At 72.3% G+C, this 12,970-nt stretch carries 12 protein-coding genes; 4 read left to right on the top strand and 8 right to left on the bottom strand.

Annotated features, from left to right (window positions below; genetic code table 11):
• Positions 1-73: 73 nt before the first annotated feature.
• The 3 genes from guaB to ABZ261_RS17185 form a co-directional block, all read right to left on the bottom strand.
• Complete coding sequence (guaB, locus tag ABZ261_RS17195) at positions 74-1,582, bottom strand: IMP dehydrogenase (protein ID WP_356859873.1); 1,509 nt, start codon at positions 1,580-1,582, stop codon at positions 74-76.
• A gap of 162 nt (positions 1,583-1,744) precedes the next feature.
• Positions 1,745-2,332, bottom strand: coding sequence for a sigma-70 family RNA polymerase sigma factor (locus tag ABZ261_RS17190; protein ID WP_356859871.1), 588 nt, complete (start codon positions 2,330-2,332; stop codon positions 1,745-1,747).
• Positions 2,333-4,066: 1,734 nt separating this feature from the next.
• Positions 4,067-4,678 (bottom strand): response regulator transcription factor, encoded by a 612-nt coding sequence (locus tag ABZ261_RS17185; protein WP_003948568.1) that lies wholly within the window; start codon positions 4,676-4,678, stop codon positions 4,067-4,069.
• Between the two features lie 379 nt (positions 4,679-5,057).
• Between ABZ261_RS17185 and ABZ261_RS17180 the strand changes: the two genes are divergently transcribed.
• Positions 5,058-5,387: a WhiB family transcriptional regulator gene (locus ABZ261_RS17180; RefSeq protein WP_356859869.1), complete on the top strand. Its 330-nt coding sequence runs from the start codon at positions 5,058-5,060 to the stop codon at positions 5,385-5,387.
• Positions 5,388-5,486: 99 nt separating this feature from the next.
• Here ABZ261_RS17180 and ABZ261_RS17175 read toward each other — a convergent pair whose 3' ends face one another.
• Positions 5,487-6,431: a LysR family transcriptional regulator gene (locus tag ABZ261_RS17175; RefSeq protein ID WP_356859867.1), complete on the bottom strand. Its 945-nt coding sequence runs from the start codon at positions 6,429-6,431 to the stop codon at positions 5,487-5,489.
• Between the two features lie 79 nt (positions 6,432-6,510).
• Here ABZ261_RS17175 and ABZ261_RS17170 point away from each other — a divergent pair, with 79 nt between their 5' ends.
• The 3 genes from ABZ261_RS17170 (at position 6,511) to ABZ261_RS17160 (ending at position 8,787) form a co-directional block, all read left to right on the top strand.
• A complete protein-coding gene (locus tag ABZ261_RS17170) occupies positions 6,511-7,179 on the top strand; it encodes an MOSC domain-containing protein (RefSeq protein WP_356859865.1) in 669 nt (222 codons plus the stop codon).
• Positions 7,180-7,230: 51 nt separating this feature from the next.
• Complete coding sequence (locus tag ABZ261_RS17165; RefSeq protein ID WP_356859863.1) at positions 7,231-8,004, top strand: SDR family oxidoreductase; 774 nt, start codon at positions 7,231-7,233, stop codon at positions 8,002-8,004.
• Between the two features lie 75 nt (positions 8,005-8,079).
• Positions 8,080-8,787 (top strand): ester cyclase, encoded by a 708-nt coding sequence (locus ABZ261_RS17160; RefSeq protein WP_356859861.1) that lies wholly within the window; start codon positions 8,080-8,082, stop codon positions 8,785-8,787.
• 59 nt (positions 8,788-8,846) lie between these two features.
• On the opposite strand, the gene groL is transcribed toward ABZ261_RS17160, so the two are convergent.
• From groL to ABZ261_RS17140, 4 genes are all read right to left on the bottom strand, one after another.
• Complete coding sequence (groL, locus tag ABZ261_RS17155; protein WP_356859859.1) at positions 8,847-10,472, bottom strand: chaperonin GroEL; 1,626 nt, start codon at positions 10,470-10,472, stop codon at positions 8,847-8,849.
• A 120-nt stretch (positions 10,473-10,592) separates the two neighbouring features.
• Positions 10,593-10,901, bottom strand: coding sequence for a co-chaperone GroES (gene groES, locus ABZ261_RS17150; RefSeq protein ID WP_039652762.1), 309 nt, complete (start codon positions 10,899-10,901; stop codon positions 10,593-10,595).
• Between the two features lie 296 nt (positions 10,902-11,197).
• The gene (locus ABZ261_RS17145; protein WP_356859857.1) at positions 11,198-12,004 is read right to left on the bottom strand and encodes a polysaccharide deacetylase family protein; all 807 of its coding nucleotides are present in this window, start codon (positions 12,002-12,004) and stop codon (positions 11,198-11,200) included.
• Positions 12,001-12,906, bottom strand: coding sequence for a polysaccharide deacetylase family protein (locus ABZ261_RS17140; RefSeq protein ID WP_356859855.1), 906 nt, complete (start codon positions 12,904-12,906; stop codon positions 12,001-12,003). The genes ABZ261_RS17145 and ABZ261_RS17140 overlap by 4 nt, the downstream gene beginning before the upstream one ends.
• Positions 12,907-12,970 lie beyond the last annotated feature (64 nt).

The following is a 12,970-nucleotide window of genomic DNA, read 5'->3' as shown; positions in this document are numbered from 1 at the left end:
CCCGGAGCGTTCCGGGGCCGCCGTCGCCGTGCGTGGTCGCGCGCGCGGGGGGCGCGGACGCGGTGGCCGGGGGCTACTTCCGGCCGCTGTAGTTCGGCGCCTCGACCGTCATCTGGATGTCGTGCGGGTGGCTCTCCTTCAGACCCGCCGAGGTGATCCGCACGAACCGGCCGCGCTCCTGCAGCTCGGGCACGGTCTTGCCGCCGACGTAGAACATCGACTGGCGCAGACCGCCGACCAGCTGGTGGACGACGGAGGACAGCGGGCCACGGTAGGGCACCTGGCCCTCGATGCCCTCGGGGACCAGCTGCTCGTCGGAGGCGACGCCCTCCTGGAAGTAGCGGTCCTTCGAGAACGACTTGCGGTCGCCGCGGGACTGCATGGCGCCCAGCGAGCCCATGCCGCGGTACGACTTGAACTGCTTGCCGTTGATGAACAGCAGCTCGCCCGGGGACTCCTCGCAGCCCGCGAGCAGGGAGCCGAGCATCACCGTGTCGGCGCCCGCGACCAGGGCCTTGGCGATGTCGCCGGAGTACTGCAGGCCGCCGTCGCCGATCACCGGGACGCCCGCGTCCTTGGCGGCCAGCGCGGCCTCGTAGATCGCGGTGACCTGCGGGACGCCGACGCCCGCGACCACGCGGGTGGTGCAGATGGAGCCGGGGCCGACACCGACCTTGATGCCGTCCGCGCCCGCGTCCACCAGGGCCTGGGCGCCGTCCCGGGTGGCGACGTTGCCGCCGATGACGTCGACGCCCGACGAGTTGGACTTGATCTTGGCGACCATGTCGCCGACCAGGCGGGAGTGGCCGTGCGCGGTGTCCACGACGATGAAGTCGACACCCGCCTCGATCAGCGCCTGGGCGCGCTCGAAGGCGTCGCCGGCCACGCCGACCGCGGCGCCGACCAGCAGGCGGCCCTCGGCGTCCTTGGCGGCGTTCGGGTACTTCTCCGCCTTGACGAAGTCCTTGACGGTGATCAGGCCCTTGAGGACGCCCTCGTCGTCGACCAGCGGCAGCTTCTCGATCTTGTGCTTGCGCAGCAGCTCCACGGCCTCCGGGCCGGAGATGCCGACCTTGCCGGTGACCAGCGGCATCGGGGTCATGACCTCGTGCACGCGGCGGCTGCGGTCGCTCTCGAAAGCCATGTCACGGTTGGTGACGATGCCGAGGAGCCGCTTGTCCCCGTCGGTCACCGGGACGCCGCTGATGCGGAACTTGGCGCACAGCGCGTCGGCCTCCGCGAGGGTGGCGTCCGGGTGGATGGTGATGGGGTCGGTGACCATGCCGGACTCGGACCGCTTCACCAGGTCGACCTGGTTGGCCTGGTCCTCGATGGACAGGTTGCGGTGCAGGACGCCGACACCGCCCTGGCGGGCCATCGCGATCGCCATGCGGGACTCGGTCACCTTGTCCATGGCGGCGGACAGCAGCGGGATGTTGACCCGGACGTTCTTGGAGACGTACGAGGCGGTGTCGATCTCGTCGGGTGCCATGTCCGACGGGCCCGGCAGCAGCAGCACGTCGTCGTAGGTCAGCCCGAGCGCCGCGAATTTGCCGGGCACTCCGTCGACGTTTGCAGTCATGACACCTTCCCCAAATGGCCTTGATCGGTGCGGATGTCCATGCTAACGGGAAGCGTCGCCAGCTGATTCCACGGTACGGGCCCGCTCCGGGCTTCGTATGTTCGTACGTAAATCGTCGCGCTCCCGTTCAGCGAGGCGCTACGGGGGCTGCGCGCAAGGGCGTTACTGCTCGGCGAGCGCCCGCAGGCGGCTCAGGGCCCGGTGCTGGGCCACACGGACCGCTCCGGGTGACATTCCCAACATCTGTCCGGTCTCCTCCGCGGTCAAGCCGACGGCGATGCGCAGCAGGAGCAGCTCCCGCTGGTTCTCGGGCAGGTTGGCCAGCAGCTTCTTGGCCCACTCGGCGTCGCTGCTGAGCAGGGCGCGCTCCTCGGGGCCGAGGGAGTCGTCGGGCCGTTCGGGCATCTCGTCGGACGGCACCGCGGTCGAACCCGGGTGACGCATCGCGGCCCGCTGCAGATCGGCGACCTTGTGGGAGGCGATGGCGAAGACGAACGCCTCGAAGGGGCGGCCGGTGTCGCGGTAGCGGGGCAGGGCGAGGAGGACGGCCACGCAGACCTCCTGGGCGAGGTCCTCCACGAAGTGACGGGCGTCGCCGGGGAGCCGGGACAGCCGGGTCCGGCAGTAGCGCAGCGCCAGCGGGTGCACGTGCGCGAGCAGATCGTGCGTGGCCTGCTCGTCGCCGTCGACGGCACGGTGCACGAGCGCACCGATCGCCCCCTGGGCCGTGCCCGCTTCCTCGTCGCGCATCGGCCCATGGTGCCCTGCGGCCGTCCGGTCCGTCGCATCGTGCTCTTGGTTGTGCACTGAAGCGTTATGAGCAGGTGCGCCGGCACTCATCCCCTGCGCCCTCCCCTTCCGCTCGACCGACTCGTCCCCGAGAGACTCCACAATCTCAAGGATGCGGCATCCGCGCCGAAACAAGCAGCGCCCGTCCGGCGGGCCGCCTTGCACATCGCCTGCCGGGGGTCGAGCGGAGGCGGACGGGCGCACCGGGGGCGCGCACTTCCCGCAGCGCACGCCGGGGCGGGCGGGAGCCTGCGAAGGGACGCCACCAGGGCCGGTCCACCGGCCGAGAAGCCGAAGCGTGCACGCCCCGGCGACCCACCCGCGAACGCACACCACCCGGACCCGCCCAAGACAGCCGCCCGGGCGGCACGCGCCAGCGGCCACCCGCGGACCCCGCGCCCGGCACACACCGAAAACCACCCCCGCCCAAGGCACCGGACACGCCCCGCAGCCACCCGCGAACGCACACCACCCCGACCCGCAGAAGACAGCCGACCGGGCAGCACGCGCCAGCGGCCACCCGCGGACCCCATGCCCGGCACACACCGAAAACCGCCCCCAGCCAAGACACCGGACACGCCCCGCAGCCACCCGCGAGCGCACACCCCCACCCGGACCCGCCCAAGACAGCCGCCCGGGCACCGGCGGAGACCCGCGGACACGCGTGGCCGGGCAGACACCGAAAACAGCTCCCCGACCAAGGGACCAGACACGCCCCGCAGCCACCCTGAACGCACACACCCGGACTCGCCGAAGGCGGCCGACCGGGCGGCACGCGCCAGCGGCCACCCGCGGACCCCATGCCCGGCACACACCGAAAACCGCCCCCAGCCAAGACACCGGACACGCCCCGCAGCCACCCGCGAGCGCACACCCCCACCCGGACCCGCCAAAGACAGCCGCCCGGGCGCCGGCGGAGACCCGCGGACTTGTGTGCACGGCAGACGCCGGAAACCACCCCCGGCCAAGGGACCGGACACGCCCCGGCGACCACCCGCGGACACACACCACTCGGACCCGCCGAAGACAGCCGACCGGGCGCCGCCCGCCGACGGAGACCCGCGGACACGCGTGGCCGGGCAGACGCCCGAAACAGCGCCGCGACCAGGACCCCGGACACGCTCCGGCGGCCACCCGCGGACCCCGCGTGCCCGGCAGACACCGGACCCTCCCGCCCAAGAAACCGGACACGCCCTGGCGGCCACCCGCGAACGCACACCACCCGGATCCCCGCCGAAAGCGGCCGACCGGGCAGCGCGCACCGGCAGCCAACCGCGGACACGCGTGCCCGGCAGACACCGGAGAACCACCCAAGAAACCGGACACGCCCCGCAGCCGCCCGCGGACGCGCGCCGCCGGAGGCAGTTGGTGCCCGGGGGTGCCTTCGGCCGGGATGGGGTCAGGCAGGTCGGCCGGGTGCGGCACGCCCAGGGCGGCCTCACGCCCGCACCGCGCGCCCCGCTCCAGCTCCCTAGTGGCCGGTCAGCCCCGACCGCCACGCCCTCGGAAGGACCGACAAGGCGGCCGGCCGCGCGTATCGGTTCGCGGCGAGGAGCGCACGGCGCCACCGCGAACCCGCGACCGGTACGGATCCCACACCCCACATGGCCCGCCCACGCCCACCCCGGAACGTGCGACCGTGACGCGACCGCCGTCCGCGCTCCTCGACACAGCAGGGCGAGCGGGGACCCTAGGTCAGCGGACCAGTCCCCAGCGGAAGCCGAGGGCCACCGCGTGGGCGCGGTCCGAGGCGCCGAGCTTCTTGAACAGGCGCCGGGCGTGGGTCTTCACGGTGTCCTCGGAGAGGAACAGCTCGCGGCCGATCTCGGCGTTGGAGCGGCCGTGGCTCATGCCCTCCAGCACCTGGATCTCACGCGCGGTGAGGGTGGGCGCGGCGCCCATCTCGGCCGAGCGGAGCCGGCGCGGGGCCAGACGCCAGGTGGGGTCGGCGAGCGCCTGGGTCACCGTGGCGCGCAGCTCCGCGCGGGAGGCGTCCTTGTGGAGGTAGCCCCGCGCGCCCGCGGCGACCGCGAGGGCCACGCCGTCGAGGTCCTCGGCGACGGTGAGCATGATGATGCGCGCGCCCGGGTCGGCGGACAGCAGCCGGCGCACGGTCTCGACGCCGCCCAGGCCGGGCATGCGTACGTCCATCAGGATGAGATCGGAGCGGTCGGCGCCCCAGCGGCGGAGGACTTCCTCGCCGTTGGCCGCCGTCGTCACACGCTCGACACCGGGCACGGTCGCGACCGCGCGGCGGAGCGCTTCTCGGGCAAGCGGGGAGTCGTCGCAGACGAGGACGGAAGTCATGACCGCCCTCCGCAGCTGATGCGCGTCACCTTGAGCCTCCAGGCTGGTACGGAATCGTCACCTGTGCGGTCGACCGTCTCGGACGCCTGCCCGAGCGCTTGTGGTTTCAACCGCCTCCGCACTCTCAACGACGGTCACTCGAAAGAGTTACGGGCTGCATGCCGTTTTCGGCACTCTACGTGAGGGACCGGCTACGCGGCAGACATGCCCGGCGGACTCTCCCTTTTCATCACAACCCATGCCCCATTCGGCCCCTTTTCTTCCCGTTTTGCGGTGTCCGGAGCTAGATTCGCAATGAGTCATATTTTCATCTCCTTAGACCGGAGACGTACGGTCGTTGGCACCGTATCCGCCCAGAACGGCTACAAGGGGTCACGTAATGGCAGATTTCTCCCGCCTTCCCGGACCGAACGCGGACCTGTGGGACTGGCAGCTGCTGGCAGCCTGCCGCGGGGTGGACAGCTCGCTCTTCTTCCATCCGGAGGGCGAGCGCGGGGCGGCCCGGAGTGCTCGCGAGAACTCGGCCAAAGAGGTCTGCATGAGGTGCCCGGTCCGCGCGGAGTGCGCGGCGCACGCGCTGGCGGTGCGCGAGCCGTACGGCGTCTGGGGCGGCCTGACCGAGGACGAGCGCGAAGAGCTGATGGGGCGGGCACGCCACCGCTTGGTGTCGGCGTCGAGCACCAGCGGGGACACCGCCCCGGATCACTGACGGAAGCCGAGCAACACCTGAAGGAACGTTTCTGCACACATCTCGCACCTTCTCCCCCACCCGGGACGCGCGCGTGCCCGTGACCGCCGCGGGCGACCCCTAGCCGCGCCCGGCCGCGTGCGCCGCCCGGGCCAGCTGCTCCAGCGTCGCCGCCACGGCGGGCACCTGAGCCAGGTCGGGCAGCGTCAGGGCGACGATCTCCCGCCGCACCGCCGGCTCCAGCCGTACCGTCCGCACCCCCCGCGGCCGCACCGACTCCACCGCCAGCTGAGGCAGCACGGCGACCCCCAGCCCCGCGCCGACCAGGCCGACCACCGCCGGATAGTCATCGGTGGCGAAGTCGATGCGCGGTGTGAATCCGGCCCCTTCGCACACCTCCACCAGCTGGCCGCGGCAGCGCGGGCAGCCCGCGATCCAGGGCTCGTGGGCCAGCTCCCCGATGGCGACGCTCTCCGCCCGCGCGAGCCGGTGCCGCTCGGGCACCAGGGCGACCAGACGGTCCGTCAGCAGGGGCCGCACCACGAGGTCGTCCCAGTCCTCGGCGGCCGCCGGCGCCTCCCTGGACCCGCCGCCCGTGCCGTGCCGCACCTTCTCGTAGCGGAAGGCCAGGGCCAGGTCGCAGTCGCCCTCCCGCAGCAGCGCGACGGACCTCGGCGGTTCGGCCTCCTCCAGGGAGACCCGGGTGCCGGGATGGGCGGCGCGCAGGGCGGCCAGGGCGGTGGGCACCAGGGTGGAGCTGCCGCTGGGGAAGGAGACCAGCCGGACCCGCCCCGCGCGCAGGCCGGCGATGGCGGCGACCTCCTCCTCGGCCGCGGTGAGCCCGGCGAGGATGCCGGAGGCGTGCCGCACGAGGGCCTCGCCGGCCTGGGTGAGGCGCATCTCGCGGCCGGTGCGGACCAGCAGCGGGGTGCCGACCGAGGCTTCCAGGGCCTTCATCTGCTGGCTGACGGCGGGCTGGGTGCAGCCCAGCTGGCGCGCCGCCGCCGAGAAGGAACCGGTGGCGGCGACGGCGCGCAGGACGCGGAGATGGCGGGCCTCGATCACCCCTCAAGCATAAGCCAGACTTGGGGGCGTTTCCGAAAATCCACTGGACGCTTTGAGGGGGCTCCCGTAGCGTGCGGGCATGAAGCTTCTCTCCCTCAACCTGGGCCGCCCGAAGCCGGTGCCGTACACCGACCAGCCGCAGGGGCTGACCGGCATCGACAAGAAGCCGGTGGCCGGGCCGGTATGGGTGGCGGCTCCGGGGCCCAAGGGGACCGGCGCGAGCGGTCTGGCCGGGGACACTGTGTGCGACCTGCGCCATCACGGCGGGGACGACCAGGCGGTGTACGCCTACGCGCGTGAGGACCTCGACGTCTGGGAGCGCGAGCTCGGCCGGCCGCTGGCCGACGGCTGCTTCGGCGAGAACCTGACGACGCACGGCCTGGACGTGTCGGGGGCGCTGATCGGCGAGCGCTGGCGGGTCGGCGCCGATCTGGTCCTGGAGGTGACCTCCGGCCGCATTCCGTGCCGTACGTTCCAGGGCCATCTGGGCGAGCGCGGCTGGGTCAGGAGATTCACGCGGAAGGGCGCAACGGGTGCCTACCTCCGGGTGATCGAACCGGGTGAGATACGGGCGGGCGACCCGATCGAGATCGTGCACCGGCCGGACCACGGGGTGACGGCGGCGATGCAGTTCCGCGCGGTCACCACCGAGCGGGAGCTGCTGCCGCGGCTGCTCGCGGCGGGTGCGGCGCTGCACGCGGAGACACGGGCGGCGGCCCGCGCCCACGTCGCCGCCCGGACGCGCTGAGGGCCCGTCACCGGCAGCGGACGCACCGGTCCGGGTCACTACCCTTGGGCCATGACAACGGCTCTGATTACGGGATCGACCGCGGGGATCGGTGCCGCGTTCGCGCGGCGGCTCGCGGCTGACGGGCACGACCTGGTCCTGGTGGCGCGGGACACCGGACGGCTGCGCGAGCAGGCGACGGAACTGCACGACCGGCACGGCATCGAGGTGGAGGTGCTGACCGCCGACCTCGCCGAGGACAAGGGCATCGAGGCGGTGGCCGACCGGCTCGGCGACCGCAAGAACCCGGTCGACCTGCTGGTCAACAACGCCGGCTTCGGCAACAAGGGCCGCTACCTCGACGTGCCGATGGCGGACGAGCTGAGGATGCTGAAGGTGCACTGCGAGGCGGTGCTCCGGCTGACGTCGGCGGCGTCCCGGGCGATGCGGGAGCGGGGCCGGGGCGGGGTGGTGAACGTCGCCTCGGTGGCCGCGTTCGTGCCGCGCGGCACGTACGGCGCGTCCAAGGCGTGGGTCGTGCAGTTCACCCAGGGCGCGGCGAGGGACCTGGCCGGCAGCGGCGTCCGGCTGATGGCGCTGTGCCCGGGCTTCGTGCGCACCGAGTTCCACCAGCGGGCCGGCATGGGCACGGACAACATCCCGGGCTGGATGTGGCTCGACGCCGACAAGCTGGTCGCGACGGCCCTCGCCGACCTCGCCCGCGGGAAGTCGCTGTCCATCCCCGACCCCCGGTACAAGGCGCTGATGGGGCTGGTGAAGGTGACTCCGCGGGGGCTGCTGGGCGGGATCAGCGCGCGGACCGGGCGCAAGTACGGACCGCGGTAGCGGACGGGTGACGCCGCCGTCCCGGTGGGAAAATGGGCGGGACGGTACCGGACCAGGGGGGCCGGAGGCGGCGTCATGACCTTCGTACAGCTCATCGAGTGCAGGACGAGCCGGCTGGACGAGATGAACCGGCTCCTGGACGACTGGGTCGCGCAGACCAGGGGGAAGCGGACGGCGACGCACGCAGTGGTCGGCAAGGACCGCTCGGACGCGTCCCACATCGTCGAGGTCGTGGAGTTCCCGTCGTACGAGGAGGCGATGCGGAACTCGAACCTCCCGGAGACCGACCGGATCTTCCGCGAACTGGTCGCGCTCTGCGACGAGCTGCCGACGTTCACCGATCTGGAGGTGGTACGGGACGAGCGGCTGTCCGAGCACACCGTGCGGCGGTTCTTCGCGGCGCTCGCGGCCCCGGGCGAGCTGCCGCCGCTGGACGACCTGCTGCACGCGGAGGTTCGCAGCCATGACCCGGTGAACCCCGGGGACACGGTCGGACGGGCCGGCGTGCGCGGCGAGTTCGGGATGTGGCGGAGCGCCTTCGACTTCGCCTTCACGGTCGAGGACGTGTTCGCGCAGGGCGACCGGGCCTGTGCGCGGTGGACGTGGAACGCCACGCACCGGGGTGAGTTCCTGGGGATCGCGCCCACCGGCCGGCGGGTGTCGATGACCGGGACGACGCTGTTCCGCTTCGCGGACGACGGCAGGTTCGCGGAGCTGTGGTGGCAGCACGACCAGCTGGGGCTGATGCGGCAACTGGGCGCGCTGGACCTGCTGGAGCAGTAGACACGGCGAAGGCCCGGCGCCCCGTGCGGGGCGCCGGGCCTTCGCCGGGCGCGGTTCGCTCAGTGGGCGTGGCCGTGGCCGTGGCCCGCGGCGGCCGGCTCTTCCTCTTCCTTCTTCTCGACGACCAGGGTCTCGGTCGTGAGCAGCAGGGAGGCGATGGAGGCGGCGTTCTCCAGGGCGGAGCGGGTGACCTTGACCGGGTCGATGACGCCGGCCTTGATCAGGTCGCCGTACTCGCCGGTGGCGGCGTTGTAGCCCTGGCCCTTGTCCAGGTCCTTGACCTTGGAGACGATGACGTAGCCCTCCTGGCCGGCGTTCTCACCGATCCAGCGCAGCGGCTCGACCACGGCGTTGCGGACCACGGAGACACCGGTGGCCTCGTCGCCGGTCTTGTCGAGGTTGCCGTCCAGGACCTTGGAGGCGTGCACCAGGGCGGAGCCGCCGCCGGAGACGATGCCCTCCTCGACCGCGGCGCGGGTCGCGGAGATGGCGTCCTCCAGGCGGTGCTTCTTCTCCTTCAGCTCCACCTCGGTGGCGGCGCCGACCTTGATCACGCACACGCCGCCGGCCAGCTTGGCGAGGCGCTCCTGGAGCTTCTCGCGGTCCCAGTCGGAGTCGGTGTTCTCGATCTCGGCCTTGATCTGCGCGACGCGGCCCTGCACGTCCTCGGACTTGCCGGCGCCGTCGACGATCGTGGTGTCGTCCTTGGTGACGGTGACGCGGCGGGCGGAGCCGAGCACGTCGATGCCGACCTGGTCGAGCTTGAGGCCGACCTCCTCGGAGATGACGGTGGCGCCGGTGAGGACGGCCATGTCCTGCAGCATCGCCTTGCGGCGGTCGCCGAAGCCCGGGGCCTTCACCGCGACGGCGTTGAAGGTGCCGCGGATCTTGTTGACGACCAGGGTCGACAGGGCCTCGCCCTCGACGTCCTCGGCGATGATCAGCAGCGGCTTGGAGGAGCCGGCGTTGACGACCTTCTCCAGCAGCGGCAGCAGGTCCGCGATGGCGGAGATCTTGCCCTGGTGGATGAGGATGTACGGGTCCTCCAGGACGGCCTCCATGCGCTCCTGGTCCGTCACGAAGTACGGCGACAGGTAGCCCTTGTCGAAGGCCATGCCCTCGGTGAAGTCCAGCTCCAGGCCGAAGGTGTTGGACTCCTCGACGGTGATGACACCGTCCTTGCCGACCTTGTCCATCGCCTCGGCGATCAGCTCGCCGACCTGCTGGTCCTGGGCGGACAGCGCGGCGACGGCGGCGATGTCGGACTTCTCGTCGATCGGGCGGGCCGAGGAGAGCAGCTCGTCGGAGACGGCCTTGACCGCGGCGTCGATGCCCTTCTTCAGGGCGGCCGGGGAGGCGCCGGCGGCGACGTTCTTCAGGCCCTCGCGGACGAGCGCCTGGGCGAGGACGGTGGCGGTGGTGGTGCCGTCGCCCGCGATGTCGTTGGTCTTGGTCGCCACCTCCTTCACCAGCTGCGCGCCGAGGTTCTCGTACGGGTCCTCGATCTCGACCTCGCGGGCGATCGTGACACCGTCGTTGGTGATGGTCGGGGCGCCGAACTTCTTGTCGATGACGACGTTGCGGCCCTTGGGGCCGATCGTCACCTTCACCGTGTCGGCCAGCTTGTTGACGCCGCGCTCGAGGGCGCGACGGGCGTCCTCGTCGAACTTCAGGATCTTCGCCATGACAGCGGGAGCCCTCTTTCGAAATCTGTGGGTGAAAAGACGCTGCGCCCCGGGCGCCCGGCTTCTGATGGGTCGCGGGGGCCAGGGGCGCAGCTCAAGGCAAAGGGTCGCTCGAGGCGATTACTTCTCGATGATCGCGAGCACGTCGCGAGCCGAGAGGACGAGGTACTCCTCGCCGTTGTACTTCACCTCGGTGCCGCCGTACTTGCTGTAGAGGACGACGTCGCCGACCTTGACGTCGAGCGGAAGGCGCTCGCCGTTCTCGAACCGGCCCGGGCCCACGGCGAGGACGGCGCCCTCCTGGGGCTTCTCCTTCGCGGTGTCCGGGATGACCAGGCCAGAGGCCGTGGTCTGCTCGGCGTCCAGCGGCTGGACCACGATGCGGTCCTCGAGCGGCTTGATGGCAACCTTGGAGCTGGCGGTCGTCACGATCCGACCTCCCCCTTCGGAGATCTCACGGGGTTAACTGTCTGAGGTGGCGACCAGGTCGATCCGTCGTCGCGGGTGCCGGACCTGCCCGTCGCTTTTTCTGGCACTCTCCCGGGGGGAGTGCCAGAGCCGAGACTATGACCGCGATTAGCACTCGGTCAAGCGGAGTGCCAATGCGGTGCGGCGCGTCGTCGGATCACGGGGGCGTGCCGGCGGGTCCGCGCGCCGTCCGCCCGCCCCCCGGCCGCGCTGCCGACGCCCCCGTCCCCCCGCCCCGGACGCGGCCGGGCGGCCCGCTACAGGTAGTCCTCGAGGCGTCCCACGGTGAGCCCCTGCTCCTGCACCCGCCGCAGCACCCGTGCCGTGCGCTTCCACAGGGAGGGCCCCGCCGACTCGTCCGGGCCCACCAGGACGATGTCACCGGGGCGGAGGCGACGGGGGCCGTGGGTGTAGGCGAGGCCCGCCGGGGTGAGGGCGGCCCGCCACAGGACGACCGCGGAGATGCCGCAGTCGGCCGCCGCCCGCAGGGTCGTGGCGTCGTACGAGCCGTAGGGCGGGCGGAACAGACGGGGGCGGACGCCGAGGCGGGCGTGGAGCCGGTCCTGCTGGCCGCAGATCTCGGCGCGCTGCCCGGCGTACGGCAGTCCGGCCGGCGCCCGGTGGTCGACGGTGTGGTTCCCGATGCCGGCGCCGAGCGCGCGCAGCCGGGCGAAGTGGCCGTAGCCGGGGCCGGCGACGCTGTCGGTCAGGAACACGCTGACCGGGAGCCGCAGTTCGCGGACCATGGCGACGAAGCGGGGGTCCTGTTCGGCGCCGTCGTCGTAGGTGAGGAAGACGACCCGGTCGGGGGTGGGGACGCGGTCGACGACCGGGGGCGGGTGGGCCCCCGGCTGCCGGGTCAGCCGCCGGGCGGGGTGCAGCGGGGTGCGGGCGAGCGGCCGGGGCAGGCCCCAGTGGCGGTAGCTGCGGTCGGGGACGGCGTGCGGGCGCACCCCTTCGGCGGCCTTCTTGCCCAGCCGTTCGATGGGGTCGACGGACTGGGCGCAGCCCGTGAGGAGCAGGGCCGAGGCGAGCGCCGCCGCCGCGCACCGCACGCGCCTCACAGGTAGTCCTCCAGGCGGGCGACCGCGTAGCCCTCGCGCGTGACCTTGTCCAGGAAGCGGCGCATGTCGTCCACCATCGTGCCGTTCCAGTCGTCCCGGCCGCGGAAGTGCGTGAGGACGATGTCGCCGGGGTGCAGGCTGCGGTCCCACTCGCGGTACTCCCAGTGGTCCACGAAGACCTCTTCGGCCCAGATCGGCGCGTATCTGATCCCGCAGGACTTGGCGGCGCGCAGGGTGTCGCCGTTGTAGTTGCCGTAGGGCGGCCGGAAGACGGTGGGCGCCTTGCCGAACTGCTCCTTCATGACGGCCTGCATGCCGCAGATCTCGTCCTTCTGCTCGGCGTAGGACAGGCCGGGAAGGTAGGGGTGGGTCAGGGTGTGGTTGTTCAGCGTCACCCCCATCGCCTGCATCCGCCGGAAGTAGCCGTAGTCCTCCTTGACCAGGTAGTCGCTGAGGAAGGCCGTGTACGGGATCTTCAGCTCGCTCATCATGCGCAGGAACGCCGGGTCCTTCTCGGCGCCGTCGTCGATGGTGAGGAACACGATCTTCCGATGGGTCGGGACGGTGGTGAAGACCGGCGGGAGGCCTTCCTCCTCCTGGCCGTCCACCTCGAAGCCGTCCCGGGCGGTGATCCTCGGCTTGCGCGCGGGCGGCGCCGGAGGGGCGAGGGGCACCCGGGCCAGGCCCCAGCGGCGGGCGGCCGCGGCCAGCCGGGCGTGTTCGGCGGCCTTGCGGGCCTGCGGGCCCGGGGCACGGGTGGGGCCGCTGCGGCCCACGGCCCGGTCGGCGTCGCCGGCGCAGCCGGCCAGGAGGGCGGCGGCAGCCAGCGCGAGGGCTGTCGAGCTCACGGCCGCCCACGCGACCGACGCCCGCTTTTTGTCATTTTGTACTACTGCTCGCATGGTGCCGGATCCTCCCAGGCCCCGGCCCGCCGGGCGGGCCGACACCGCGGCCGGAAGCGCACCG

The sequence above is a fragment of the Streptomyces sp. NPDC006193 genome, assembly GCF_040613915.1.
Taxonomy (GTDB): Bacteria; Actinomycetota; Actinomycetes; order Streptomycetales; family Streptomycetaceae; genus Streptomyces.
This window is presented reverse-complemented; position numbering and strand designations above follow the sequence as displayed.

Excerpts from the sequence above, each read along its gene's own strand:
- guaB (WP_356859873.1), bottom strand. The coding sequence starts at position 1,582 with ATGACTGCAAACGTCGACGGAGTGCCCGGCAAATTCGCGGCGCTCGGG.
- ABZ261_RS17190 (WP_356859871.1), bottom strand. The coding sequence starts at position 2,332 with ATGCGCGACGAGGAAGCGGGCACGGCCCAGGGGGCGATCGGTGCGCTC.
- ABZ261_RS17185 (WP_003948568.1), bottom strand. The coding sequence starts at position 4,678 with ATGACTTCCGTCCTCGTCTGCGACGACTCCCCGCTTGCCCGAGAAGCG.
- ABZ261_RS17180 (WP_356859869.1), top strand. The coding sequence starts at position 5,058 with ATGGCAGATTTCTCCCGCCTTCCCGGACCGAACGCGGACCTGTGGGAC.
- ABZ261_RS17170 (WP_356859865.1), top strand. The coding sequence starts at position 6,511 with ATGAAGCTTCTCTCCCTCAACCTGGGCCGCCCGAAGCCGGTGCCGTAC.
- ABZ261_RS17165 (WP_356859863.1), top strand. The coding sequence starts at position 7,231 with ATGACAACGGCTCTGATTACGGGATCGACCGCGGGGATCGGTGCCGCG.
- ABZ261_RS17160 (WP_356859861.1), top strand. The coding sequence starts at position 8,080 with ATGACCTTCGTACAGCTCATCGAGTGCAGGACGAGCCGGCTGGACGAG.
- groL (WP_356859859.1), bottom strand. The coding sequence starts at position 10,472 with ATGGCGAAGATCCTGAAGTTCGACGAGGACGCCCGTCGCGCCCTCGAG.
- ABZ261_RS17140 (WP_356859855.1), bottom strand. The coding sequence starts at position 12,906 with ATGCGAGCAGTAGTACAAAATGACAAAAAGCGGGCGTCGGTCGCGTGG.